The 22403-nt window shown below is 29.0% G+C and carries 25 protein-coding genes; 12 read left to right on the top strand and 13 right to left on the bottom strand.

Annotated elements, in window-relative coordinates:
* Positions 1-153: 153 nt before the first annotated feature.
* Positions 154-1329 carry a GlmU family protein gene (locus SHK09_RS06065; RefSeq protein ID WP_319809882.1) on the top strand — a complete coding sequence of 392 codons (1176 nt, stop codon included), beginning with the start codon at positions 154-156 and terminating at the stop codon, positions 1327-1329.
* Between the two features lie 83 nt (positions 1330-1412).
* Here SHK09_RS06065 and SHK09_RS06060 read toward each other — a convergent pair whose 3' ends face one another.
* The 5 genes from SHK09_RS06060 to SHK09_RS06040 all read right to left on the bottom strand — a co-directional run bounded on the left by SHK09_RS06060 (position 1413) and on the right by SHK09_RS06040 (position 5354).
* Positions 1413-2147, bottom strand: a complete 735-nt coding sequence (locus SHK09_RS06060; protein WP_319809881.1) for a head GIN domain-containing protein — start codon at positions 2145-2147, stop codon at positions 1413-1415.
* Positions 2148-2177: 30 nt separating this feature from the next.
* A complete protein-coding gene (locus SHK09_RS06055; protein ID WP_319809880.1) occupies positions 2178-3260 on the bottom strand; it encodes a hypothetical protein in 1083 nt (360 codons plus the stop codon).
* Positions 3244-3768: a hypothetical protein gene (locus SHK09_RS06050; protein ID WP_319809879.1), complete on the bottom strand. Its 525-nt coding sequence runs from the start codon at positions 3766-3768 to the stop codon at positions 3244-3246. The genes SHK09_RS06055 and SHK09_RS06050 overlap by 17 nt, the downstream gene beginning before the upstream one ends.
* Positions 3758-4324: an RNA polymerase sigma factor gene (locus SHK09_RS06045; RefSeq protein WP_319809878.1), complete on the bottom strand. Its 567-nt coding sequence runs from the start codon at positions 4322-4324 to the stop codon at positions 3758-3760. The genes SHK09_RS06050 and SHK09_RS06045 overlap by 11 nt, the downstream gene beginning before the upstream one ends.
* A 181-nt stretch (positions 4325-4505) precedes the next feature.
* Entirely contained in the window at positions 4506-5354 is an 849-nt protein-coding gene (locus SHK09_RS06040; protein ID WP_319809877.1) for a DUF2911 domain-containing protein, read from the bottom strand.
* Between the two features lie 111 nt (positions 5355-5465).
* Here SHK09_RS06040 and SHK09_RS06035 point away from each other — a divergent pair, with 111 nt between their 5' ends.
* Together SHK09_RS06035 and SHK09_RS06030 are read left to right on the top strand one after the other, a co-directional pair.
* Positions 5466-6131, top strand: coding sequence for an MIP family channel protein (locus SHK09_RS06035; RefSeq protein WP_319809876.1), 666 nt, complete (start codon positions 5466-5468; stop codon positions 6129-6131).
* A gap of 34 nt (positions 6132-6165) precedes the next feature.
* Positions 6166-6927, top strand: a complete 762-nt coding sequence (locus SHK09_RS06030) for an NAD(P)H-binding protein (protein WP_319809875.1) — start codon at positions 6166-6168, stop codon at positions 6925-6927.
* A 31-nt stretch (positions 6928-6958) separates the two neighbouring features.
* On the opposite strand, the gene gldG is transcribed toward SHK09_RS06030, so the two are convergent.
* Genes gldG through SHK09_RS06005 form a run of 5 tightly spaced genes read right to left on the bottom strand, consistent with a single transcriptional unit; the run spans position 6959 to position 11087 of the window.
* Positions 6959-8608, bottom strand: a complete 1650-nt coding sequence (gene gldG / locus SHK09_RS06025; RefSeq protein ID WP_319809874.1) for a gliding motility-associated ABC transporter substrate-binding protein GldG — start codon at positions 8606-8608, stop codon at positions 6959-6961.
* Positions 8601-9317, bottom strand: a complete 717-nt coding sequence (gene gldF / locus SHK09_RS06020; RefSeq protein ID WP_319809873.1) for a gliding motility-associated ABC transporter permease subunit GldF — start codon at positions 9315-9317, stop codon at positions 8601-8603. The genes gldG and gldF overlap by 8 nt, the downstream gene beginning before the upstream one ends.
* Positions 9318-9371: 54 nt before the next feature.
* Entirely contained in the window at positions 9372-9902 is a 531-nt protein-coding gene (locus SHK09_RS06015; protein ID WP_319809872.1) for a GNAT family N-acetyltransferase, read from the bottom strand.
* A gap of 24 nt (positions 9903-9926) precedes the next feature.
* Complete coding sequence (locus tag SHK09_RS06010; protein WP_319809871.1) at positions 9927-10223, bottom strand: antibiotic biosynthesis monooxygenase family protein; 297 nt, start codon at positions 10221-10223, stop codon at positions 9927-9929.
* 3 nt (positions 10224-10226) lie between these two features.
* Positions 10227-11087, bottom strand: coding sequence for an SAM-dependent chlorinase/fluorinase (locus SHK09_RS06005; RefSeq protein WP_319809870.1), 861 nt, complete (start codon positions 11085-11087; stop codon positions 10227-10229).
* A 129-nt stretch (positions 11088-11216) separates the two neighbouring features.
* Here SHK09_RS06005 and SHK09_RS06000 point away from each other — a divergent pair, with 129 nt between their 5' ends.
* The 8 genes from SHK09_RS06000 (at position 11217) to SHK09_RS05965 (ending at position 17699) form a co-directional block, all read left to right on the top strand.
* The gene (locus tag SHK09_RS06000) at positions 11217-12170 is read left to right on the top strand and encodes a PhoH family protein (protein WP_319809869.1); all 954 of its coding nucleotides are present in this window, start codon (positions 11217-11219) and stop codon (positions 12168-12170) included.
* The gene (locus tag SHK09_RS05995) at positions 12167-12787 is read left to right on the top strand and encodes a hypothetical protein (RefSeq protein WP_319809868.1); all 621 of its coding nucleotides are present in this window, start codon (positions 12167-12169) and stop codon (positions 12785-12787) included. The genes SHK09_RS06000 and SHK09_RS05995 overlap by 4 nt, the downstream gene beginning before the upstream one ends.
* A 46-nt stretch (positions 12788-12833) precedes the next feature.
* Positions 12834-13781 (top strand): phosphoribosylaminoimidazolesuccinocarboxamide synthase, encoded by a 948-nt coding sequence (locus tag SHK09_RS05990; protein WP_319809867.1) that lies wholly within the window; start codon positions 12834-12836, stop codon positions 13779-13781.
* A 13-nt stretch (positions 13782-13794) separates the two neighbouring features.
* Positions 13795-14982: an enoyl-ACP reductase FabV gene (gene fabV / locus SHK09_RS05985; protein ID WP_319809866.1), complete on the top strand. Its 1188-nt coding sequence runs from the start codon at positions 13795-13797 to the stop codon at positions 14980-14982.
* A 114-nt stretch (positions 14983-15096) separates the two neighbouring features.
* Positions 15097-15576: a hypothetical protein gene (locus SHK09_RS05980; RefSeq protein ID WP_319809865.1), complete on the top strand. Its 480-nt coding sequence runs from the start codon at positions 15097-15099 to the stop codon at positions 15574-15576.
* 43 nt (positions 15577-15619) lie between these two features.
* Positions 15620-15991, top strand: coding sequence for a glyoxalase (locus tag SHK09_RS05975; protein ID WP_319809864.1), 372 nt, complete (start codon positions 15620-15622; stop codon positions 15989-15991).
* A 137-nt stretch (positions 15992-16128) separates the two neighbouring features.
* Positions 16129-16998 carry an alpha/beta hydrolase gene (locus tag SHK09_RS05970; RefSeq protein WP_319809908.1) on the top strand — a complete coding sequence of 290 codons (870 nt, stop codon included), beginning with the start codon at positions 16129-16131 and terminating at the stop codon, positions 16996-16998.
* Between the two features lie 110 nt (positions 16999-17108).
* Positions 17109-17699 carry a phospholipid scramblase-related protein gene (locus tag SHK09_RS05965; RefSeq protein ID WP_319809863.1) on the top strand — a complete coding sequence of 197 codons (591 nt, stop codon included), beginning with the start codon at positions 17109-17111 and terminating at the stop codon, positions 17697-17699.
* A gap of 86 nt (positions 17700-17785) precedes the next feature.
* Here SHK09_RS05965 and SHK09_RS05960 read toward each other — a convergent pair whose 3' ends face one another.
* Both SHK09_RS05960 and SHK09_RS05955 read right to left on the bottom strand, forming a co-directional pair.
* Positions 17786-18583 (bottom strand): TerC family protein, encoded by a 798-nt coding sequence (locus SHK09_RS05960; protein WP_319809862.1) that lies wholly within the window; start codon positions 18581-18583, stop codon positions 17786-17788.
* Positions 18584-18682: 99 nt separating this feature from the next.
* Complete coding sequence (locus tag SHK09_RS05955; RefSeq protein ID WP_319809861.1) at positions 18683-19465, bottom strand: sulfite exporter TauE/SafE family protein; 783 nt, start codon at positions 19463-19465, stop codon at positions 18683-18685.
* Positions 19466-19519: 54 nt separating this feature from the next.
* On the opposite strand from SHK09_RS05955, the gene acs reads away from it, so the two are divergent.
* On the top strand, positions 19520-21427 hold the full coding sequence (gene acs, locus SHK09_RS05950) for an acetate--CoA ligase (RefSeq protein WP_319809860.1): 1908 nt from the start codon (positions 19520-19522) through the stop codon (positions 21425-21427).
* 61 nt (positions 21428-21488) lie between these two features.
* On the opposite strand, the gene SHK09_RS05945 is transcribed toward acs, so the two are convergent.
* Positions 21489-22340 carry a hypothetical protein gene (locus SHK09_RS05945; protein ID WP_319809859.1) on the bottom strand — a complete coding sequence of 284 codons (852 nt, stop codon included), beginning with the start codon at positions 22338-22340 and terminating at the stop codon, positions 21489-21491.
* Positions 22341-22403: the final 63 nt, after the last annotated feature.

Here is a 22403-nt window from a genome sequence, read left to right as displayed (position 1 = left end):
CTAAATCTCCATAACATTCCGGAAATACATGTATTCGATGTCAATTTTTAGAAGTAATCTTTTTTTAATGATAAAAGCCGGTTGTATTTATTACAATCGGTTTTTTTTGTGCTCATTTTAGAGTAAATTTGTAGCTCTTCAAAAAAAAACGAAATGAATTATATTTTATTTGATAGTGATGTTAGAAATACACTATTACCTTTTACATATACAAGACCCGTTGCAGATATTAGAATAGGTATTTTAACCATTAGAGAAAAATGGGAAAAGCATCTTGGTTTAACTACTACAACAGTTACAGAAGAGTATTTAGAAGAGAAGTTTCCTATGGTAGAAATGGAAGAAAATATTCTTATAAATGCTTCTTTTTGTCCTACGGAATCTTTGGTAGATAAAGTAAAAGGACTTTCTGAAAATGAAGCTATTTTTAAAGGTGAAGATGTAATTGCATTTTATACCACAGATAGTCAAGAAGAGGTTAATTTCGATGCATATACGCAAATTGAATTTGAAGAAGAGTTAATACAAATAAAAAATACTTGGGATATCTTTACTTATAACGGTAAAGCAATTCAACAAGATTTCGATTTAATTACAGAAGGAAGAACCTCTGAACCAATACCAGAAGGGATTCAGGTTTTAAATAAAGAAAATATTTTTATAGAAGAAGGCGCAGAAGTGGTTTTTTCAACTCTAAATGCTTCTGAAGGACCAATTTATATTGGTAAAGATGCTTTAATTATGGAAAGTTCTTCTATTAGAGGACCTTTTGCAATGTGCGAACATGCTGTTGTTAAAATGGGAGCAAAAATATATAAAGACACTACTATTGGCCCATATTCTAAAATAGGAGGAGAAGTTAGTAATGCTGTTATTTTTGGTTATTCGAGTAAAGGACACGACGGTTATTTAGGTAATTCTGTTATTGGTGAATGGTGTAACTTAGGCGCAGATACAAATAATTCGAACCTAAAAAATAATTATGCAGAAGTAAAATTGTGGGATTACGAAACGGGTCGTTTTGCAAAAACCGGATTACAGTTTTGTGGATTAATGATGGGAGACCATTCTAAATGCGGAATAAACACCATGTTTAATACAGGAACTGTAGTTGGTGTAAGTGCAAACCTTTTTGGAAGCGGATTTCCAAGAAATTTTATACCTTCTTTTAGTTGGGGTGGAGCAGCAGGTTTTACTACATTTCAAATGAAGAAAGTAACAGAAGTTGCAACTGCAGTTATGAAACGTAGAAGTTTACCTTTTGGTGAAATAGATCAAAAGATTTTAGATTATGTTTTTGAAGAAACAAAACAGTATCGTAACTATTAAATATCTAAATTTTAAAAATAAGTAAAGAAAAACCGTAAAATGAAATTCATTTTACGGTTTTTAAATTTAATAGGTATTATTTTTTAATTTCTGTCTATAATGCTACCAGAACCAACAGATTTGCTATCTACATGTTTTGGGTTTCCTTTGTAATAAATACTTCCAGAACCAACCAATTTAGCTTTAATTTTATTTTTTACTGTAGTTTTTACACTTCCAGAACCTGCAATTGTTGCATTTACTTCATCTGCGTTTAAATTATAAGCTCTTATGCTTCCAGAACCTGCTATAGAACAACTTAATTCATTTGTGTTTCCTTGTAATTCAATATTACCAGAGCCACCAATTTTTGTGCTAACAGTGTCCGTATCAATTTTTAAATTGATATTTCCAGAACCACCTAAACTAACATTTAAATCATTTGCTTTTATAACTTCTTCACTAGAAATATTACCAGAACCACCTAAAGCAACACTTTCAATTTTATTAAAAGTTACAGTTACAGTTACTCTCTTTGTAGTTCTAATGTTTGTGTTTTTTTGATACTTTATTTTTAAGATTCCACCGCTAATTTCAGTTTCTATAAAAGGAATAATATTTTCTTCTCCTTCAATAGTAATTTTACCTTCTTTTCCTTTTACAAGAACCACATCGAAAGAGCCACCAGCAGCAATACCTCGATAATTATCTGTAGTTCTATTTACAGTAACTATATTTCCGTTTCCTTTAATTCTTTTGCTTCCTCCGAACCAATCTTGTGCATTAACAGAAAAGGTAAGTGTAAAAATTAAAGCAGTTAATAATATTTTTTTAGTCATCATTTTAGTTTTTAGGTTGATTTTTGTTGTTTAGTTTTCTTCAATTCTAACACTACCGTATTGAGAATTTACATTTAATATTGAGTTTGTTTTTCCTTTGCCATACGTACCTTCGTAGTATTTTTTTGTAGATTTTGTAATACTTTTAAAGATTTCTACTTTGTCTTCATCTCTTTTAAAGCTACTGTATTGTAAGTCGATTTCAAAATTGAAAGAGTTTCCTTCTTCAACACCAATTTTAATACCAGTATATTGACTTGTAATATCAACTTTACTAAAACCTTTAATTAGTTTTTTAACTGTTAGAGAACCATAATCTGTATCTATAATTAATTCTTTTCTAACAGTACCAAAACGTAATGTTACATAATCTGAATTTCCATTAATACGCTCAGAATCGTTTACCGTTATAGAGCCGTAATCTAAATTAAAATCAATTTCACCAGCTTTATCAAATTTTATAGTAGAGTAGTCTGCATTTAATTTTATGTTTTCAGAATTATCAATAGTTAATTTAGAATAATCAATATTTATACTTCCACTTTTCATAGAAGAGATAGAAGAAGAAGAGCAATAGTCTAAATTAATTTCATTATTTACTGCAGATAATTTTCCAATAGAAATCTTACCATAATCGCAGTTAATTATTGCTTTACCAGTTAGATTGCCTAAGTAAATACTACCGTAATCGTTATTTAAATCTACAGAATTTGTTTTAGGCATTTTAACAATATAATTTATTTTGTAGTTGGTGTTTTTACTTTTCCCCCACCAAGAAGACCAACTACTTTTCTTTTCGTTAAAAATAGTTTGCGCTTCAACTAAAGAATTACTAGCATTAAATTCAATTTTAATAGAGTTTAATTTAGATTCAACTTCATCTAAATCATCACCTTTTACACTAATTATTACTTCAATTTCTACACGATTCTTGTCCCATGTTGTAATATTAAAATCGCCATATCTATTATTTAAAGCAACTTTAGCATTAGAATTTACATTGTATACTTTCTTTATTGTTTTAGTTTTTTCATGTTTTTTATCACCAGTATTCGCATTTGTAAAAAATGGAATAAAGAGTAATAAAAACGCAATTCTATATATAGGTTTCATTTTGTATGTTGTTAGGGTTCTTAATTTGATCTATTTGTTTTAAAGTATTGTCTAAAATTTCTAAACGTCTTTGATAATTTTTAATCATAGCACTTATTATTCTTTTATGCTCGCCATTTTTATTTAGTTCTTCTACAAAAATTTTGTAATTATCTTCTAATTCTTCTAGTTCGTTTAAAGCATTTTCTATAATGTTTTCTGTTTCTAAACTTCTGTATTTCTCTAAGGTCTTAGTTTCTTCTGTAATTGTTGAAACAAAGTAGTTTTGTACTTCTTGCATCTTAGGGGAAACATCTGCTAAATCTAATTGTCTTTTTTGATGATTGCTACCCAACCAAAAGCCTAAGACTAGAACAACAGAGGCAGCAACACTTAGCCATTTCCAAGAAGTTTTTTGCTTTTGTTTAGGTTCATTTAATTTGCGTTCGAAACGTTCTAAATGACCTATGTTAGGTTCTTTAAAATCGAATTCATTTTCAGAAAAGAAATGTTGTAATTTATCTTCCATAAACTTGTGTTTGTATATTATCTGCAAGTAAAACTTGCTTTAACTTCTTTTTTGCTCTAGAAACCGTTGTTCTAACATTTTCATTTGTATAGTCTAAAATTTGAGAAATTTCTTCGTAATCATAGCCTTCAATTAAATGAAGGTTTAAAACAATTCTATAATTTTCTTTTAAACTCTGTAAACATTTTAAAACATTACTTGCTTTTAAACCCGTATAATTTATTGTTTCTTCTTCAATATTATCTGTAGGAATTACTTCCATTTTAACTTCTTGGTATCTATTGTTTTTCTTTAACTGAGTTAAACTTTTATTAATAACTATTCTCTTTAACCAAGCGCCAAAAGTAACTTCACCTTTATACATTTTCATTTTGGTAAAAACCGTTAAAAAGGCTTCTTGCATTAGATCTTCTGCTTCAAACTCATCTTTTAGAATACGGTAAGCTACATTGTACATTGCTTTATAATAGCATTTGTACAATTCTAGCTGAGCATTTTTATCTTGCTTTTTGCAGCGTTCTAAAAGGTTGGTTATATGTGGTTGGTTTGTTTCCAATAAAATGTTTCTATTCTAAAGACAAAATTGTTTTTAATTTGTGACAGTTTAAAAGAAATAAAAGTAAACTTTTTTAAATGAAGCTTTATAAAGTAGTTGTTTTGTAGAAATAGATAAATTTATAACCAAAAAAATCTCAAGCTTTCACTTGAGATTTTTAATGTTTTTATAAAAATAGAGACTACATTGCTCCCCATTCTTTTAAAGAAGCTTTGTTCATTTTTATGTAACCAGCATTCTTTGCAATTTCAGCATATTTTAAAGAAGCTTTTGCAGCAGCAATAGCACTTTTAGTTTTACCAGCTTTTGCATGAATTAAAGATTGCTTACGTAAAAACCAAAATTTAGGAGCGTTAGCAGTCATTTCTACTGCTTTATCTATCCAAATTTGTGCTTTATTAATATCTTTTCCTCCTTCTAAGTAATAAGTAGCAGAAGCATAATAATCGTTAGCAGACGGTCCACTCATTATTTTTTCGATATTATTAGAAACCATTTCTTCTGTTGGTGTTTCGAATTTTAAACCAACATATGTGTTTTCCCACATAATTCCTAAAACTGCAGAATTATTTGTTAAATCATCAAAAGTAATTGTAAACGTTTCAATATTCATTGGAATATTTTGTGCGGCAACATTTACCTTCGCAGCAACTTTAGATTCGTCCCATTTAGCAGGATTTCCCCAGTTTGTTGCATCAGTATATAAAATGATATCCCAAGTTTTTTCCCCTGGAATTGTATACAAAGCATACGTTCCTTTTTTTAACTTGTTTCCTGCAACCATAAAGTCTGTAGAGAAAGTTAATTTTGTATTTGAGTTTGCACCAGTTCTCCACACTTTTCCAAAATCTTCTAAACCACCAAATATTTTTCTACCTCTCATGCTTGGTCTAGAGTATTCTAAAGTAACATCTGTTAAGCCAACTTTTTGTACTGTTTTTTGAGACGGACTAGGCGCTGGTGTTTCAATTTGTGCATTTGTAGCAAGTGTTGTAGCAAGTACAAATAAGCTTAATATAATTTTTTTCATGATTGGTATATTGTTGTTTATAATTCTATCAAAATTACAATAACTAAAAACGCCAAATGTTAACAATATCTTAAAATAAAGCAATGTATCTTTGTTATTTACTATAATAAAATGAAGAAATACATATCAGAATTTATAGGAACTTTTTCTATGGTTTTCTGCGGAACAGGAGCAATGACGGTAAATGAAGTTACCGGTGGCGAAGTAACACATGTTGGTATTGCAATTACTTGGGGTTTAATTGTTATGGCAATGATTTATGCTTTTGGTGAAACTTCAGGAGCACACTTTAACCCTGCAGTTACCATTGCGTTTGCTTATGCAAAAAAGTTTTCTTGGAAAGAAGTACCAAAATATATAATAGCACAAGTTTTAGGTGCTTTTGCAGCTAGTTTAATTTTATGGTTTCTTTTTCCTGCAAGTGAAAATCTAGGTGCTACTATACCAACAGTAGATGTTTGGCGTGCTTTTGTATTAGAGTTATTACTTACTTTTTTCTTAATGTTAGTAATTATAAACGTGTCTACAGGAAGTAAAGAAATGGGAATTATAGCAGGAATTGCAGTTGGTGCGGTTGTTTTATTAGAAGCAATGTTTGCAGGTCCTATTACAAATGCATCTATGAATCCTGCACGTTCTATTGCACCTAATATAGTTTCTGGAAACTTAGAAGGACTTTGGTTGTATATTTTAGCACCCATTTTAGGAGCACTTTTAGCGGTAGTTTCTTGCAAATTGATAAAGGAGGATAATTGTTGTGATACCGCAACTTGTTAAAATTAGTACGTAGCTATTTAATTTATTTAGAGATATGAAAAATGTTAGTATTTTAGGTTGTGGCTGGTTAGGAAAACCATTGGCAATGTCATTTATAGAAGATGGTTTCTCTGTAAAGGGATCTACAACTTCAGAAGAAAAAATAGATGCTTTAGAAGCAGAAGGAATTGAAACTTATTTGGTAAATATTTCTGAGTTCGAAGAGTTTGATGCTTTTTTAGATACAGATATTTTAATTATTGCAATTACCTCTAAAGATATAGATGGTTTCGAAAGCCTAATTGCACAGATTCAAGAATCTACGGTGCAAAAAGTGATTTTTATAAGTTCTACTTCTGTTTATGGACGTTTAAATAAAGTAATGACAGAGGAAGATGCTGTTTTAAAAAATGCACTTACAGAGATAGAAAACCTATTTAGAGAAAATACTTTTTTCGAAACTACTATAATTCGTTTTGCTGGTTTATTTGGTGGTGACAGACATCCTTCTAATTGGTTTAAAAACGGACGAAAAATACCACAACCTAAAGGTTTTGTAAACATGATTCATAGAGAAGATTGTATCGAAATTATTCACGAAGTTATTGCAAAGAATTGTTGGAATACCGTTTTTAATGCGTGCTCTAATCATCATCCTACAAGAAGAGAGTTTTATACAATAGCAAAATTAAGTAGAGATTTCGAAACGCCTGTATTTGAAGACGAAGAGGTTTATGAATGGAAAATAATATCTTCAGATAAATTACAACGTGTTTTAAATTATACTTTTATTCACGACGATTTACTAGAGTTTTAGAATTATAAATGTTTCTAACTCGCTACTTTTACTATACTAATTTAGTATACTTTCTTTTTCTTAGATAATTAAAAACAAAGCCAAAAGTAAATAAAAGTATTAAAGGTAAACCTACGTTTAGAAATTGCCAAAAAGAACGTTCTTTAAAAGCTTTTTGTTTGTCTAACATTTTTATTTGTAAAGACTTGTTTCTTAAGTTCATTAAACCAGAATCATCTAATAAATAATCAACTGCATTTAATAAGAAATCCTTATTTCCAAACTGTTGATTGGTCCATTTATCTCGGGCTAAATCGTAAGGTTGTTCTTTTAATATTTGATTTTTTCCAACATCTCCATCAGAAATAATGATCATTTTATTTTTTGATGATTGTTCTTTATATAATACTGTTTCAAATGGTTTTACACGATTTTTATAAGCAGAATTAAACTTCCCTTCCAATAAAACTGCAAATAACTGATTTCCGTTATTATAATTTTCTTCAATAACTTCTTCTGCAATAGATTGTAACGCTATAATTTTAGGCGTTCCAACTTTTTGCGTTAATAAAGAACTAACTAATAAAGGTGTTTTTTTAATGTTATTCTTTAAAGTATCTATTTGATTTGCAAACTGTAATCTTACAGGAGATACATTCTTTGTAATCGAATGATTAGGATTCCCACCAACTAAAGGATGATAAAACCAATCTAAGTTTTTAAATTGTGGTTGGTTAGCAACTTGCCCCGTTGCTACAGGAATTTGTGCTGCATAAAGGTCTTTAATTAAACTAGTATTTATTCTTATACCATAAGTAAATAATAAATCGGTAAGATTTAAATCTCTAGGATACGCTAACATTTTTCCTGTTTTGCCTAAACTATCTTGGTCTGCTTGCACATTATCTAGCATCCATAATGTTTTACCCCCGTTTGTAATAAATTGATCTAGAACAAACTTTTCTTTATCGGTAAACTTCTCTGTTGGTTTTGTAATAATTGCCAAATCTAAGTGAGACAAATCATCTAAAGTTTGTGCAGCATCTTTTGAAACAGCATCTAAAGTGAATTTTGCCAATTTATATTTTTTTGCAATTTCGCTTAATAAACTATATTGGTAAATGTCTTTTAATTCTCCATTACCAGTAAGTATTGCAACTTTTTTAAGCTGTTTTTGGTTCACAGAATTTATAGCGTTCGAAAAACTATATTCTAAATTTTCAATTGCTTTTTGTAATTGTTCTTCTTGAGATGCAACAATAGATGTTGGTAGTAAAGAGATTATTGTTGTTTTGTTTCCGTAGTTTATTTCTGCCCAAGGAAAAATAATTGCTTCAGACAATTTACCATCTTCTTCAACGGTTAATTGACTAGGCATCATTCCTCTTTTAATTAATGCTTCTCGTTGATTATCTGGGTTTTCAAAATTGATTTTTATTTTAGAGTTTTTTGATGCTAACTCTTCTAAATATTGACGTGTTTCTACTTGTAACCTTTTAAATTCTGAAGGAAAATCGCCTTCTAAATAGATGTTTATAAAAAGATTTTTATCAACCTTAGAAATAATGTTTATTGTAGTTTTAGAAAGTGTGTAACGTTTGTCTTCTGTTAAATCGAAACGTTTATAAAAAGATTCATTTACAAAGTTTAGTACAACCAAACCAATAATTAAAATAGCGCTATTTTTTATTTTCTTATTCATTTTCTAAACGTGTTTTAGTTATGAATAAAAAGAAAACAGTTACACTAATAAAGTAAATAAGATCTCTAGTATCTATAACACCGCGAGAAATGCTTTTAAAATGCTCGTTTATTCCTAGTTTTTTAATAGTTAAATTATTGTCTAATGAGTTTGAAATAGCATCAAAACCGTAGAACAGAATAAAGGTTATAAATACGCCTAAAATAAAAGCAATAATTTGGTTTTTAGAAATTGTAGAGGTAAAAAGACCAATGGCTGTATAAGTTGCAGCCAAAAAGATTAACCCAATATAAGAGCCAATTGTAGTACCAAAATCTAAATTACCAATTACACTACCTAGTTGGTAAACAGTATAAACATAAATAAGTGTTGGTATTAATGCAACAGTTACTAATAGGAGCGAAGCCCAAAATTTTCCTAAAACTATTTGCCAATTAGAAATTGGTTTTGTTTTTAGAAGTTCTATGGTTCCGTTACTAAATTCATCTGCAAAACTTTTCATGGTTATTGCAGGTATTAAAAATAAAAACACCCAAGGTGCTAAAAAGAAAAAAGGATTTAAATCTGCAAAACCAGCATTTAAAATATTAAACTCATCTTTAAAAATCCATAAAAATAATCCGTTTATCAACAAGAAAACCCCAATTACCAAATAGGCAATTGGACTTGCAAAAAATGAGTTAAATTCTTTTTTTAAAATTGCGAACATTTTATAAATGCTAATTTGCTGTTTTAGTTTTCTTTCTTAAAAAGGTGTGTTTTTCTAACTTCCAAATTTATAAATACGGTTGTCTTCTATTGCTTCATCTCTTCTTTCTGGTTGTAAAACGAAAAGATATTTTTCTAATAACGCAATAGATGCAGTATTATTTTGATGTGTAAATGCTTCAATGTTTTTTAAACTTAAAGTCATAATACTAAAGTCTAAAACTTTGTTCATAGCTTCACTCATATAGCCTTCATCTTGAAAATCTGGATTTACCTCGTAACCAACTTCTGCAAAATTATTTTCTAAATCAATTCTATGAAGACAAATAGTTCCAATAAGTTGGCCAGTGCTTTGTAATTCTAATCCCCAAAAAATACTATTCTCGTTTGTAAACTCTTTTAAGCAAGTATCTATAAAAGCTTCTGCTTCACTTAAATTTTTTGGTGTTTCTCTTGTAATTAATTCGTTAATTTCTTTGTTAGAACGTAGTCTAAAAATTGGTTTAACATCATCAAAAGTTAATTGACGTAAGTTTAAACGGTCTGTTGCTAATTCTGGGAAAGTTGAAAAAGAAAATTCTTGCATTTATATTTAATTATTGTTATTTTATTATTTTAAGCTTACTTTTTTATCTACGCTCCAAGCCAGCGGCTTGTCATTAAAAAAGACCTTTGTTTTTGCCCACACATCTTTAAAAAGATTAGAATTTCTATACTCTTCTAAATCTTGTTCATTTTCCCAATAAGAATAAGTAAAAAAGATATCAGGGTTATTTTTATCTTGATATAATTCTAATAGATTACATCCTTTAGATGCTCTAATAAATTGTTTTTTTTCTTCAAAAATAGATAAAAAAGTTTCTATATGTTTTTGATGAAAACTCATCTTTACAATTCTTACAAACATGGTTTAATTTAAGGTAGTGAATTCTTGTTTGGGTTCGTTTATAAAATCGATAGTTACAGTATCTCTATACTCTAAACCAAGTAGAGAACAAGCGCCACCAACAGTGTCTAAGTTACTTCTATAAATAGCAATTTCTATAAATTGGGCAGAATTAAATAACACCAATTTATGCCCTTCATATTGTTGATTACTGTAAGCGGCATTACTAGCAACTTCATTATATTTTGTAAATATTTTAGAAAATGAATGCTTTTTCGCGTTCATTTTAAAATTTCTTCCTTTTCCAATGTCATGAAACATTTTTCTACTAATATTGGTAATTACATTTCCATAATTATCAATATAAATAATACCACCAATTATTTGATCTTGTTGCTGATTTACTTTTGGCTGAATTTCTACATTTATTTTAAACTCTAGAATTTCTTTTCCTATTACGGTTAAATTTCCACCTCTTGCAATAAAACAAGCTACTTGTACAAAAACATCTAAAACAGGAAAACTACTTTCTACTCTGTCGTGAATATTAATTTCTACAATTTTGGTAGGTTTTATTTCTTGAGCAATCATAGAAATGATTCCGTTATCTGGACAAACAAAAAAATGACCATCTAATTCTAAGGCAATATGTTTGTTCTCTTCACTTAATTCTGAATCTACACCAACAATATGTATGGTTCCTTTAGGAAAACTTTTGTAAGAATTCTTTAAGATATAGGCAGTTTCTGTAATATTAAACGGAGAAATTTCATGAGTAATATCTACAATTTTAGCATCTGCAAGTTCAGAATAAATGGCTCCTTTAACTGCACCTACAAAGTGATCTTTCGTTCCAAAATCTGTGGTTAAAGTAATTAGAGACATTAATTTTATAGCTGTTAATTAAATGTGTAAAAATTGTTGATTATTTTAGGCAAATCTAATCATTTTAGAAATTTAATTCGCTATTTTTAATTGAAATAAAATTGGCATCAATCTATAAAAAATAAACAATTGAACGAACGCATTATAGAGTTAGAAGAAATCAATCCAAAAGACTTTTTTGGAGCACATAATAGCACCATAGAACAGATAAAAAAGTACTTTCCTAAAATTAAAATAGTGGCTCGCGGCTCTCAAATGAAAATTTATGGCGAACCAGATCTTTTAGATGAGTTTGAAATTAGGTTAGAACGTTTGATAAAATATTACAATCGTTACAACAAATTAGACGACAATAGTATCGAACGTATTTTAACATCTAACGGAAATGAAGAAAAAATAGCAGCTTCAAAAAAAGCAAAAGATGTTTTAGTACACGGTGTTAATGGAAAACTTATTAAGCCACAGACAGAGAACCAAAGAAAGATGGTTACGTTAATGGGAAAAAATGATATGTTGTTTGCAGTTGGTCCTGCAGGAACAGGAAAAACCTACACAGCTGTTGCTTTAGCTGTAAAAGCTTTAAAAGAAAAAGAAGTAAGAAAAATTATTTTAACAAGACCAGCTGTAGAATCTGGAGAAAATTTAGGGTTTCTTCCTGGAGATTTAAAAGAAAAATTAGATCCTTATATGCAACCTTTATATGATGCGTTAAGAGATATGATTCCGCATGAGAAATTAGAATCTCATATAGAAAAGGGAATTATTCAGATTGCGCCTTTGGCATTTATGCGTGGTAGAACTTTAGACAACGCATTTGTAATTTTAGATGAAGCGCAAAATACTACCCACAACCAAATGAAAATGTTCTTAACAAGAATGGGTAAAAGTGCAAAGTTTATAATAACAGGCGACCCAGGACAAATAGATTTACCAAGAAAACAAGTTTCTGGTTTAAAAGAATCTTTATTAGCTTTAAAAGATATTAAAGGAATTGCACAGGTTTATTTAGACGATAAAGATGTTGTAAGACATCGATTGGTTAGAAGTATTATTAGCGCATATAAAAGTATAGAAGCAGAATGATAAAAATAGAAAAAGAAAAATTAGGCTTACAAGATTACTTTTATATTGGGTATTTATACCTTATTATTTTAGGAATTGTTAGTGATGCTATATTCTACGGAATCTTTGGTGTTTCGTACTTAAATTACACAACTATTTTAGATGCTTTAATTTCTCCTATAAGTTTATTGGCTAATAATTGGATATTATCACTCTTTTTAATTGGAATGTTTACTTTAATGTATTTCTATTTTACAAGGTGGATGCCTAGATTATATAAATACTTAAGAGTTAAGAATTGGTATAAGAAATTATACAATATAGAAAAATGGGACAAAAGGTATGAGAAATTAGAAGACAAGAAAAACTTGTTACCAGGTTTAATGTTTATTTTTTTCTTACTATTTGTTTCTATGCGAACTGGTTTGGGTTTAGGATTAAAGCATAAATACGAAGAGAGTGAAGTAATACCAAATTACACTTTGGTTTTTAAAGATAATGAAAAATTAGATGTTCGAAAAATAGGTCAAAATTCGGCATATTTCTTTTATTTTATTCCTGGAGAAACAGAAATAACAGCAACACCAATTACCGATAATTTAAAGCAAATAAAACGTTTAAAAAAGAAGAAAAAATAACTTTTTAAATTACTATTTTTGCACAATCAACAACACAATAACTATAATGAATACAATTAACGAAACTAACTTTAAGTTTCCCAACCAAAAGTCTGTTTACAAAGGTAAAGTAAGGGAAGTTTATAATATTAATGATAAACTTTTAGTAATGGTTGCAACAGATAGATTGTCTGCTTTCGACGTTATTTTGCCTCGCCAAATTCCGTTTAAAGGACAGATTTTAAATCAGATTGCAACAAAAATGATGAATGATACAGCAGATATTGTTCCTAATTGGTTGCTTGCAAACCCAGATGAAAATGTAGCCATTGGTCATTTATGTGAACCATTTAAAGTAGAAATGGTAATTCGTGGTTATATGTCTGGTCATGCAGCTAGAGAATATAAATTGGGTAAAAGAGTACTTTGTGGCGTAGCAATGGCAGAAGGTTTAAAGGAGAACGATAAATTTCCGGAAGCCTTAATTACACCTTCTACAAAAGCAGATAATGGCGATCATGATGAAGATATTACGCGTGAAGATATTTTATCTAAAGGAGTTGTTTCTGAAGAAGATTACATTGTTTTAGAAAAATATACACGTGCTTTGTTTCAAAGAGGAACAGAGATTGCTGCAAAAAGAGGATTAATTTTAGTAGATACTAAATATGAATTTGGAAAAACAAAAGAAGGTAAAATAGTGTTGATTGATGAAATTCACACTCCAGATTCTTCTCGTTATTTTTATGCTGAAGGATATCAAGAAAGACAAAACAACGGAGAGTCTCAAAAGCAATTGTCTAAAGAATTTGTAAGACAATGGTTAATAGAAAATGGTTTTCAAGGGTTAGATAACCAACAAATACCAGAAATGTCTGATGAGAAAACTATAGAAATTTCTAATAGATATATAGAATTATACGAACAAATTACAGGAGAAGCTTTTGTAAAAGCATCAACAGAAAATGTAATGGATAGAATAGAGAAAAATGTAAATTCTTTTTTATCAAACTAAAAAACAAACTACAATGATTATAGAACCAAGAACAAGAGGATTTATCTGTTTAACATCGCACCCAACAGGTTGTGAGCAAAACGTGATGAACCAAATAGAATATATAAAATCTAAAGGAAAAATAGAAGGAGCTAAAAGAGTATTAGTTTTAGGTTCTTCTACAGGTTTTGGATTGGCATCGAGAATTACAAGTGCATTTGGTTCAGATGCAGCAACTATTGGTGTCTTTTTTGACAAGCCAGCTACTGCAGGAAGACCTGGTTCACCAGGTTATTATAATACAGCTGCTTTTGAAAAGCATGCACATAAAGCAGGTTTATATGCGAAAAGTATTAACGGAGATGCGTTTTCAAACGAAATTAAACAGCAAGTTGTAGACTTAATTAAAGAAGATTTAGGTCAGATAGATTTAGTTATTTACAGTTTAGCATCACCCGTTAGAACGCATCCTAACTCAGGAAAAAGATTTAAATCTGTTTTAAAACCAATAGGAGAAGTTTTTACTAATAAAACGGTAGATTTTCATACAGGTAAAGTTTCTGAAATATCTATAAACCCCGCAGAAGGACAAGATGTTGAGAATACAATTACTGTAATGGGTGGTGAAGATTGGAAAATGTGGATGGACGCTTTACAGGCAGAAAATTTACTTTCTGAAGGAGCTACAACAGTTGCATACTCTTATATTGGCCCAGAAGTAACAAAACCTGTTTATAGAAACGGTACAATTGGTGCAGCAAAAGATCATTTAGAAGCTACAGCTTTTACAATTGCAGACGATTTAAAATCTATTGGAGGTAAAGCATTTGTTTCTGTAAATAAAGCATTAGTTACACAAGCAAGTTCCGCAATTCCTGTAATTCCTTTATACATTTCTTTATTATATAAGATTATGAAAGCAAAAGGAATTCATGAAGGTTGTATAGAACAAATTCAGCGTTTGTATAGCGAACGTTTATTTGGTGGTGATTTAGCTTTAGATGAAAAAGGAAGAATTAGAATAGACGATTTAGAAATGCGTGAAGATGTGCAAGCAGAAGTTGCAGAGCTTTGGAAAAAAGCAACATCAGAAAATTTACCAGAAATAGGAGATTTACAAGGATATAGCGATGAGTTTTTTAGCTTATTTGGTTTTAAAGTACCAGGTGTAGATTATGACGCAGATGTAAACGAAGTAGTTGCTATTCCTAGCGAAAAATAATAATAAATTGTAATTTCTAAGAAATAAGAAATCTCTTTTTATAAATGTTAATAATACCTTACAATACAAAATTGTGAGGTATTATTTTTTATATTGTAGTGAAATTTTAATAGCATGAAAGCAGTTACCATAAAACAACTTAAAGATGAGTTATCTCATAAATCTACTGCAGATTTAAAAGAGTTGTGCTTGCATTTGGCTCGTTTTAAAAAAGAAAATAAAGAATTACTTACCTATTTAATGTTTGAGTCTCATGACGAAGAGTCTTTTATTCAAACAATAAAAGAAGAGGTAGATGTTCAGTTTGATGAGATTAACACAAAGAGTTTTTTTTATATTAGAAAAAGTTCTCGTAAAATCTTAACATCAATAAAAAAACACATTAGGTATTCTAAAAAAAAGGAAACAGAAGTAGAGTTGTTATTGTATTTCTGTAAAAAATTGAAGCAGTTTAGACCATCAATAAAACACAGTACACGTTTACAAAATGTCTTTGACACACAAGTAAGAATGATTAAAAAAGCAATTGAAAAATTGCATGAAGATTTACAATACGATTTTCAATTAGAATTAGATGAATTGTTAGATAATTAAAGTCTTAAATATCTAAAATAAGATTAAAATAAATTTATAAAAGATGAATAATAAAGAAAGACCAGTTTTATCAGATTTAGTAAATGATGGAACATCAGATGTAGAGAAATTTCAAAATGAAGTAATTCGTCCTGTTATAAAAATGCAACACCATTTATTAATAACTTCCTTTAAGAACTATCTTATAAAAAGAAAAATTGATTTATCTGTTTTAGCAGATAAGAAGAAGAGAAATAGAGTTTCGTCTGTTTTTAAGACAGATAACAATTATAAAAACATGACTTTAGGTTTTATAATAGGTCATTTTTCTGAAGAGGAATTTGCGTTTTACTCAGAGAAACCATCCGAAGTTAATAGAAGAATTTTACAGATTGTTTCTCAAAGAATAAAAGATAGTATTGCAGAGGTAGAATAACAATATTAAATTTATTTCTACTCTGTTTTTAATAAAAATAGAATTGTAATTATTAATTTCTTTATATCATATTAATAATAAGTAGGCCAAGTTTTATTTGGTTTACTATACGTTGGCAATAATTAAAAAATTGAACACTGAAAGAACAACTTTACCATATAAAAACAGAGGATAACCAAAGAATAGCTCTTTGGAAATTGAATTCTGAAAAAATATTAGACAAACATATTTTTTTAACTCACGGAACATTTTCTAATAGAAAAATATGTGACGGAATTGCTTCGTATCTGACAGAAAAAGGTTTTACGTGTTGGATTATGGAATGGAGAAATCATGGAAAAAGTTCAAAATCTGAAGAAAAATTTAATTTTGAGACTATTGCAAAATATGATATTAAATCAGTATTCGATTTTCTATTTAACAATCAGAATTTAAAAAATATAGATTGTTTAACTCATAGTGGAGGTGGAATTATTTTGACCATGTTCTTAATAAAAAACCCGAATTACAATTTAAAAATTAACAGTATTACGCTATTTGGAGTACAAGCATTTGGTGCAGCAGAGACGTTAAGTAATAGAATAAAAATATTGTTAAGTAAATATTTAACGGCATTATTAGGTAAAGTTCCTTCTAAAACTGCTGGCTCAACAGAACATAGCGAAAGTTATTACACAATGAAACAATGGTTTGATTGGAATTTAAACAAAAATTTTATTGGGGAAAATGGTTTTGATTATTTAAAACAAATGAATAATATTAATATACCAATATTATCTATTTGTGCAAAAGGAGATAATTTTATAGCACCAAAAGAAGGTTGTGAAAAATATCTAAAAGCATTTGAAAACGAAGAGAATAAGTTGCTTTTTTATTCAAAAGAAAATGGGAATTTGGAAAATTATAACCACAGTCGGATTTTAAAATCTCAAAGTTCAAAGAAAGAAATATGGCCAACTGTTGAAAATTGGATTGCAAACAAAAATACAACTGCCAAAGTAGTGTAAAGTTAATTGCTTGTTTAAAGCGAAAACGAAAAAACGAATAAAAATAAGCATTGGGTAATATACTAAATGGGTAAAAGTGTATTATTTAATTACTGAAAATTATAAAATAAATGAGTTCAATTTTTTTTAATTTAAACACATATTTTATAGACGAAAAAGTGAATTCTTTTAAGTTTGAAAATTGTTACAAAGTATTTAATGATAAAGGAAATGAGGTAGGTTCTGTCAACCAAAAATTATCTTCAGGAGAAAAAGCGATTAGATTATTATTAAACAAGACTATGTTGCCTTTTCAGTTAGAAATAAAAGATGCATCAGGAAATTTACAAGCATACATTTCTAGAGGTTGGACTTTCTTTATGTCAACAATTCTTATTGATGATGCTAAAGGAAATACTATTGGTACCATAAAACAAAAATTTAAGTTATTAAAACCAACTTTTAAAATTTATAACAAATCAGAAGAACTTGTAGCTGTAATTACTGGAGACATGAAAGCTTGGAATTTTCAAATAAATAATGCAACTGATAAACAAATAGGAACCATAACTAAGAAGTGGAATGGAGCTTTGAAAGAAATTTTTACTACAGCAGATAAATACAAAGTAGACTTAAATGAAGATTATACAGATGAATCAAATAGAATAGTAATTCTATCAAGTGCAATTACAATAGATATGGTTTGGAAACAAAGTAGATAATTGCTTAAGTAAAAGTGAAAGATAAAGGCATAAAAAAAGTCGTTGTAAATTAATACAACGACTTTTTTTATACTTTTAATTTGTCCTTATTTATTTGCTTTTGCTAATAAGTTCTTTTGATATTTTCCTTGTACAACATCAACAATTATTAAAATTGCCAATACAAAGTAGAATGTTGTTTTACTCATTGGCACAATTTCTTCTCCAAAAATTTTAATGTGTGCTAAATGGCCACCTTCTGTAACTAGCATAATTCCTACAATAAATAAAATAAATAAACCAAGTACTTCATACATTCTATTTTTTGATAAGAATGTAGATATTTTATCTGCCATAAGCAACATTAACAAACCACTTATAACAATAGCAATAGCCATTACAATAAAAGCTGTTGTAGCGCTTTCTATTTCGCTGGTAAGACCAATTGCTGCTAAAATAGAATCGAAAGAAAAAACTAGATTCATAATAACAATACTTGTAATAACTGCATTTGCAGATTTACTGCTTTTACCTGCAGCCATATCATCTACGCCTAAACCTTTTGTAGAAATCATATGCCAAATTTCTTTAATAGCCGTGTAAATAATAAAACCACCACCAAGTAGTACAATAATACTATGACCATTAAAAGCAAAATGAATGATGTTTTCTATTCCTCCTGATAAAAAAGAAAAAGGTTCTTGAAAAAAATCGATAATAGAAACCAACACAAAAAGTAAAACGATTCTTAATACAATAGCGATTAAAATACCTACTTTTCGTACTCTTTTTTGATCTGCTTCTGGCGCTTTTTTAGATTCTAAAGAAATATATAATAAGTTGTCAAAACCAAGCACAGCTTGTAATAAGACTAACATTAATAATGTAAAAATAATTCCTAACATTTTTTATTTTTTTTTATAGATGTTTCAAAGATATTTTGAATGTATTTAATACGCAATATTATTCTTCAAATATTAAAAATTGTAGGGTTTTACTTCCAACTAAATAAAAAGATATTTCCAAAGAATTCTTAGACTCACAAAGGCAATTAATATAGCAGTTGCTTTTTTTAATTGAATAGGAGTAAAATAGCTATTGCTCATTCTGCTTCCTATTTGTCCGCCAATAAAAACAGTAACCAATAGTATAGAAGTTAAATTCCAATCGATTATAAAATCTGGGTTAGAATATTGCCCCAATAAACCAGCTATAGAGTTTACAAGTATAAAAACACTTGCGGTAGCAGCTATTTTTTTAGGAGTATCCCAATTTGTAAGGTGTAAAAGTGGCGCTAAAAAAATACCACCTCCAATACCAACCATTCCAGAAACAAAACCAATAAATCCGCCAAAACTTGCGTTTCTAATAGGTTTTAAATTGTTATTTTTTTCATCCGAAGAAATTATTCTTTTAGAAATCCACATAGTAATTGCAGCAAAGAGTAAAGTAACGCCCAATAATATAAAAAAGAATTGTTGACTTATTTTTAATTTTCCACCCAAATAAGCAAGTGGAACACTTAATAGTACAAGTGGAATCATTTTTTTAAAATTTAGTTTTTTTTGTTGAAGGAAGAAAAAAACGTTGCCAGATACCACAACAATATTACATAAAAGCGCTGTTGCTCTAATTTGAGTAAAAACGATTCCAGTTAATGCTAAAATGGCTAAATAGCTAGATCCACCGCCAAAACCTACAGAAGAATATAAAATTGCGACTGTAAAAAACAGTAAAATTAGATACCAATTAGTTAAAATTGATTCAAAAATGATTTGAATATCCATAAAGCAAATATAATTTTCTATTTTTATAAACCCTTACAATCTACAAAACTAATTATGAGCAATTATCACATTAAACATCTAGAAGAATATTACCAAGTTTATAGGAAATCTATTCGCGAGCCAGAAAATTTTTGGGAAGAAATAGCAGAAGAGCATTTTGTTTGGAGAAAAAAATGGGATAAAGTTTTAGAATGGGATTTTTCTAAACCAGAAATAAAATGGTTTCAAGGCGCTAAATTAAATATTACAGAAAATTGTATCGATAGACATTTAGCAACTCGTGGAGACAAAACGGCTATTTTATTTGAGCCAAATGATCCTAAAGAAGCAGCAGAACATATTACGTATAAGCAGTTACACAAAAGAGTAAATCAATTTGCGAACGTTTTAAAAGAACACGGAATTAAAAAAGGAGATCGAGTATGTATTTATGTACCTATGATACCAGAATTAGCAATTGCAACTTTGGCGTGTGCTAGAATTGGTGCAATTCATTCCGTTGTTTTTGCAGGTTTCTCTGCAACAGCATTAGCAACAAGAATAAATGATTCTGATTGTAAGATGCTAATTACAGCAGATGGTTCTTACAGAGGAGCAAAATCTATCGATTTAAAAGGAATTGTAGATGAAGCTTTAGAAAGTTGTGCAGGAATAGAAAATGTATTAGTTGCAAAAAGAATAAATTCTACTATAAACATGAAAGCAGGTCGTGACAAATGGTTGCAACCTTTGTTAGATGCTGCGTCAGAAGATTGTGAAGCTGAAATTATGGATGCAGAAGATCCTCTATTTATTTTATACACATCTGGTTCTACAGGCAAGCCTAAAGGAATGGTACATACAACTGCAGGTTATATGGTGTATACAGCATATACATTTAAAAATGCTTTTCAATATAGAGAAAATGATGTGTATTGGTGTACAGCAGATATAGGTTGGATTACTGGGCATTCTTATATAGTTTATGGGCCTTTAGCTAATGGAGCAACTACTGTTTTATTTGAAGGAGTACCAAGCTATCCAGATTTTGGACGCTTTTGGGACATTGTAGATAAGCATAAAGTGAATCAATTTTACACAGCACCAACGGCAATTAGAGCGTTGGCAAAACAAGGAACAGAATTGGTAGATAAATACGATTTATCTTCTCTAAAAGTTTTAGGTTCTGTTGGCGAGCCAATTAATGAGGAAGCGTGGCATTGGTATAATGACAATGTTGGTAAAAAGAAAAGTCCGATTATAGATTCTTGGTGGCAAACAGAAACTGGCGGAATTATGATTACACCAATACCTTATGTAACACCAACAAAACCAACGTATGCAACCTTACCTTTTATAGGAATTCAACCAGCTTTAGTAGATGATAATGGGCAAGAATTAAAAGGAAACCAAGTAGAAGGAAGGTTATGTATAAAATTTCCATGGCCAAGTATTGCACGAACTATTTGGGGAAATCATAAACGTTATAAAGAAACCTATTTCTCTGCATTCGATAATATGTATTTTACAGGAGATGGCGCTTTAAGAGATGAAGTAGGTTATTATAGAATTACAGGTAGAGTAGATGATGTAATAATTGTTTCTGGGCATAATTTAGGTACAGCGCCTATAGAAGATGCAATTAATGAGCATCCTGCAGTTGCAGAAAGTGCTATTGTTGGTTTTCCTCATGATATAAAAGGAAGTGCATTGTATGGTTACATTACTTTAAAAGATGTTGGTGAGTCTAGAAATCACGAGAATTTAAGCAAAGAAATAAATCAATTAATTTCAGATAGAATTGGTCCAATTGCAAAGTTAGATAAAATTCAGTTTTCAGAAGGTTTACCAAAAACACGTTCAGGGAAAATAATGAGACGTATTTTACGTAAAATTGCTTCTAATGAAATGGATAATTTAGGAGATACAAGTACATTGTTAAACCCAGAAGTTGTGCAAAGTATTATTGATAATAGATTGTAAACTAATTTCTAGTAAGTTTTTTTAATTATAAAGGTGATTTCTGAATTATGGATAAACAAAATTATAATTTATAGATTGCCTTTATAACAAATGTTCTAGGAAAAACATAAGATCTTCTTTCAGAAAATAAATTTGCAGATAAAGTAGAATTTAATTTAGATATGTTATTGCCAATATTTGTGCCTAATAATTCAAATCCCCAACGACTATTTTCTTTTTGATAAAAAATGGAAGCATTTAATTCGTTAAATGAATTGGTGTTTTTAGTAGCGTTATTTTTATAAAAATTATACAAATATTCAGTTTTAAATTTCCAATTTTCGTACTCATAATCTACAGCAACATCTAAATTAGATAAATTAGAAATTGCACTAAATAAAGAGTTTGTGTTGTCTTTATATGTTTGAGAATATGAAAAATCTATATTTGGTTTATTATCATAAACAGTTCTAAAACTGGCTCGTGTTAAAAATGAATTATTGTTAGATTTAATTTTATTGTTGTTTATAAATGTTGCGTAATTTGAATTTGTATATTCTGTTAATAAAGTAGCTTTCCAGTATTTATAATTGTAAACGACTCTAAAATTTGAAGTTAAAGATTTGTTCGGAATATCTATATTAATAGGATTTATAACATTAAAAATAGTTGAAGTATTAAAAATATTTTGAACTTGATTATTTCTTATTTTATAATAAATACTTGGGTAAAAACTCCAACCATAGGTTTTGTAATTTCTAAAGATCAGACTTATAAAGTGATAAAAAGTTTCTTTTAAATTGGTATTTCCGATGTAAATATTGTTGTAATTATTTAAAATATTATTAGAAATTAATTGCCTTGTGCTAGGAAATGTATTTGTTAGATTGTATTTAAAAGTTAGCTTTTTTCTATTGGTAATATCCCAATCCATTTCAATTTTAGGAAGTAGTAAATTAGATTGATAAGAGCTATTTTTTATATCTGAAGTTGTTCT

The organism is Polaribacter sp. PL03 (assembly GCF_033875165.1).
GTDB lineage: Bacteria > Bacteroidota > Bacteroidia > Flavobacteriales > Flavobacteriaceae > Polaribacter.
Note: the sequence above shows the minus strand (reverse complement) of the source record. Positions and strands in the feature narration are given on the sequence as shown.

Bases quoted from the DNA above. Each gene is read 5' to 3' on its own strand.
- SHK09_RS05990 (WP_319809867.1), top strand. From the start codon at position 12,834: ATGAATACAATTAACGAAACTAACTTTAAGTTTCCCAACCAAAAGTCT.
- SHK09_RS06010 (WP_319809871.1), bottom strand. From the start codon at position 10,223: ATGTTTGTAAGAATTGTAAAGATGAGTTTTCATCAAAAACATATAGAA.
- SHK09_RS06015 (WP_319809872.1), bottom strand. From the start codon at position 9,902: ATGCAAGAATTTTCTTTTTCAACTTTCCCAGAATTAGCAACAGACCGT.
- SHK09_RS06055 (WP_319809880.1), bottom strand. From the start codon at position 3,260: ATGAAACCTATATATAGAATTGCGTTTTTATTACTCTTTATTCCATTT.
- SHK09_RS05960 (WP_319809862.1), bottom strand. From the start codon at position 18,583: ATGTTAGGAATTATTTTTACATTATTAATGTTAGTCTTATTACAAGCT.
- SHK09_RS05980 (WP_319809865.1), top strand. From the start codon at position 15,097: ATGAAAGCAGTTACCATAAAACAACTTAAAGATGAGTTATCTCATAAA.
- SHK09_RS05945 (WP_319809859.1), bottom strand. From the start codon at position 22,340: ATGGATTGGGATATTACCAATAGAAAAAAGCTAACTTTTAAATACAAT.
- SHK09_RS06040 (WP_319809877.1), bottom strand. From the start codon at position 5,354: ATGAAAAAAATTATATTAAGCTTATTTGTACTTGCTACAACACTTGCT.
- SHK09_RS05975 (WP_319809864.1), top strand. From the start codon at position 15,620: ATGAATAATAAAGAAAGACCAGTTTTATCAGATTTAGTAAATGATGGA.
- SHK09_RS06065 (WP_319809882.1), top strand. From the start codon at position 154: ATGAATTATATTTTATTTGATAGTGATGTTAGAAATACACTATTACCT.
- fabV (WP_319809866.1), top strand. From the start codon at position 13,795: ATGATTATAGAACCAAGAACAAGAGGATTTATCTGTTTAACATCGCAC.
- acs (WP_319809860.1), top strand. From the start codon at position 19,520: ATGAGCAATTATCACATTAAACATCTAGAAGAATATTACCAAGTTTAT.
- gldF (WP_319809873.1), bottom strand. From the start codon at position 9,317: ATGTTCGCAATTTTAAAAAAAGAATTTAACTCATTTTTTGCAAGTCCA.
- SHK09_RS05995 (WP_319809868.1), top strand. From the start codon at position 12,167: ATGATAAAAATAGAAAAAGAAAAATTAGGCTTACAAGATTACTTTTAT.
- SHK09_RS06035 (WP_319809876.1), top strand. From the start codon at position 5,466: ATGAAGAAATACATATCAGAATTTATAGGAACTTTTTCTATGGTTTTC.
- SHK09_RS06060 (WP_319809881.1), bottom strand. From the start codon at position 2,147: ATGACTAAAAAAATATTATTAACTGCTTTAATTTTTACACTTACCTTT.
- gldG (WP_319809874.1), bottom strand. From the start codon at position 8,608: ATGAATAAGAAAATAAAAAATAGCGCTATTTTAATTATTGGTTTGGTT.
- SHK09_RS06030 (WP_319809875.1), top strand. From the start codon at position 6,166: ATGAAAAATGTTAGTATTTTAGGTTGTGGCTGGTTAGGAAAACCATTG.
- SHK09_RS06005 (WP_319809870.1), bottom strand. From the start codon at position 11,087: ATGTCTCTAATTACTTTAACCACAGATTTTGGAACGAAAGATCACTTT.
- SHK09_RS05965 (WP_319809863.1), top strand. From the start codon at position 17,109: ATGAGTTCAATTTTTTTTAATTTAAACACATATTTTATAGACGAAAAA.
- SHK09_RS06050 (WP_319809879.1), bottom strand. From the start codon at position 3,768: ATGGAAGATAAATTACAACATTTCTTTTCTGAAAATGAATTCGATTTT.
- SHK09_RS05955 (WP_319809861.1), bottom strand. From the start codon at position 19,465: ATGGATATTCAAATCATTTTTGAATCAATTTTAACTAATTGGTATCTA.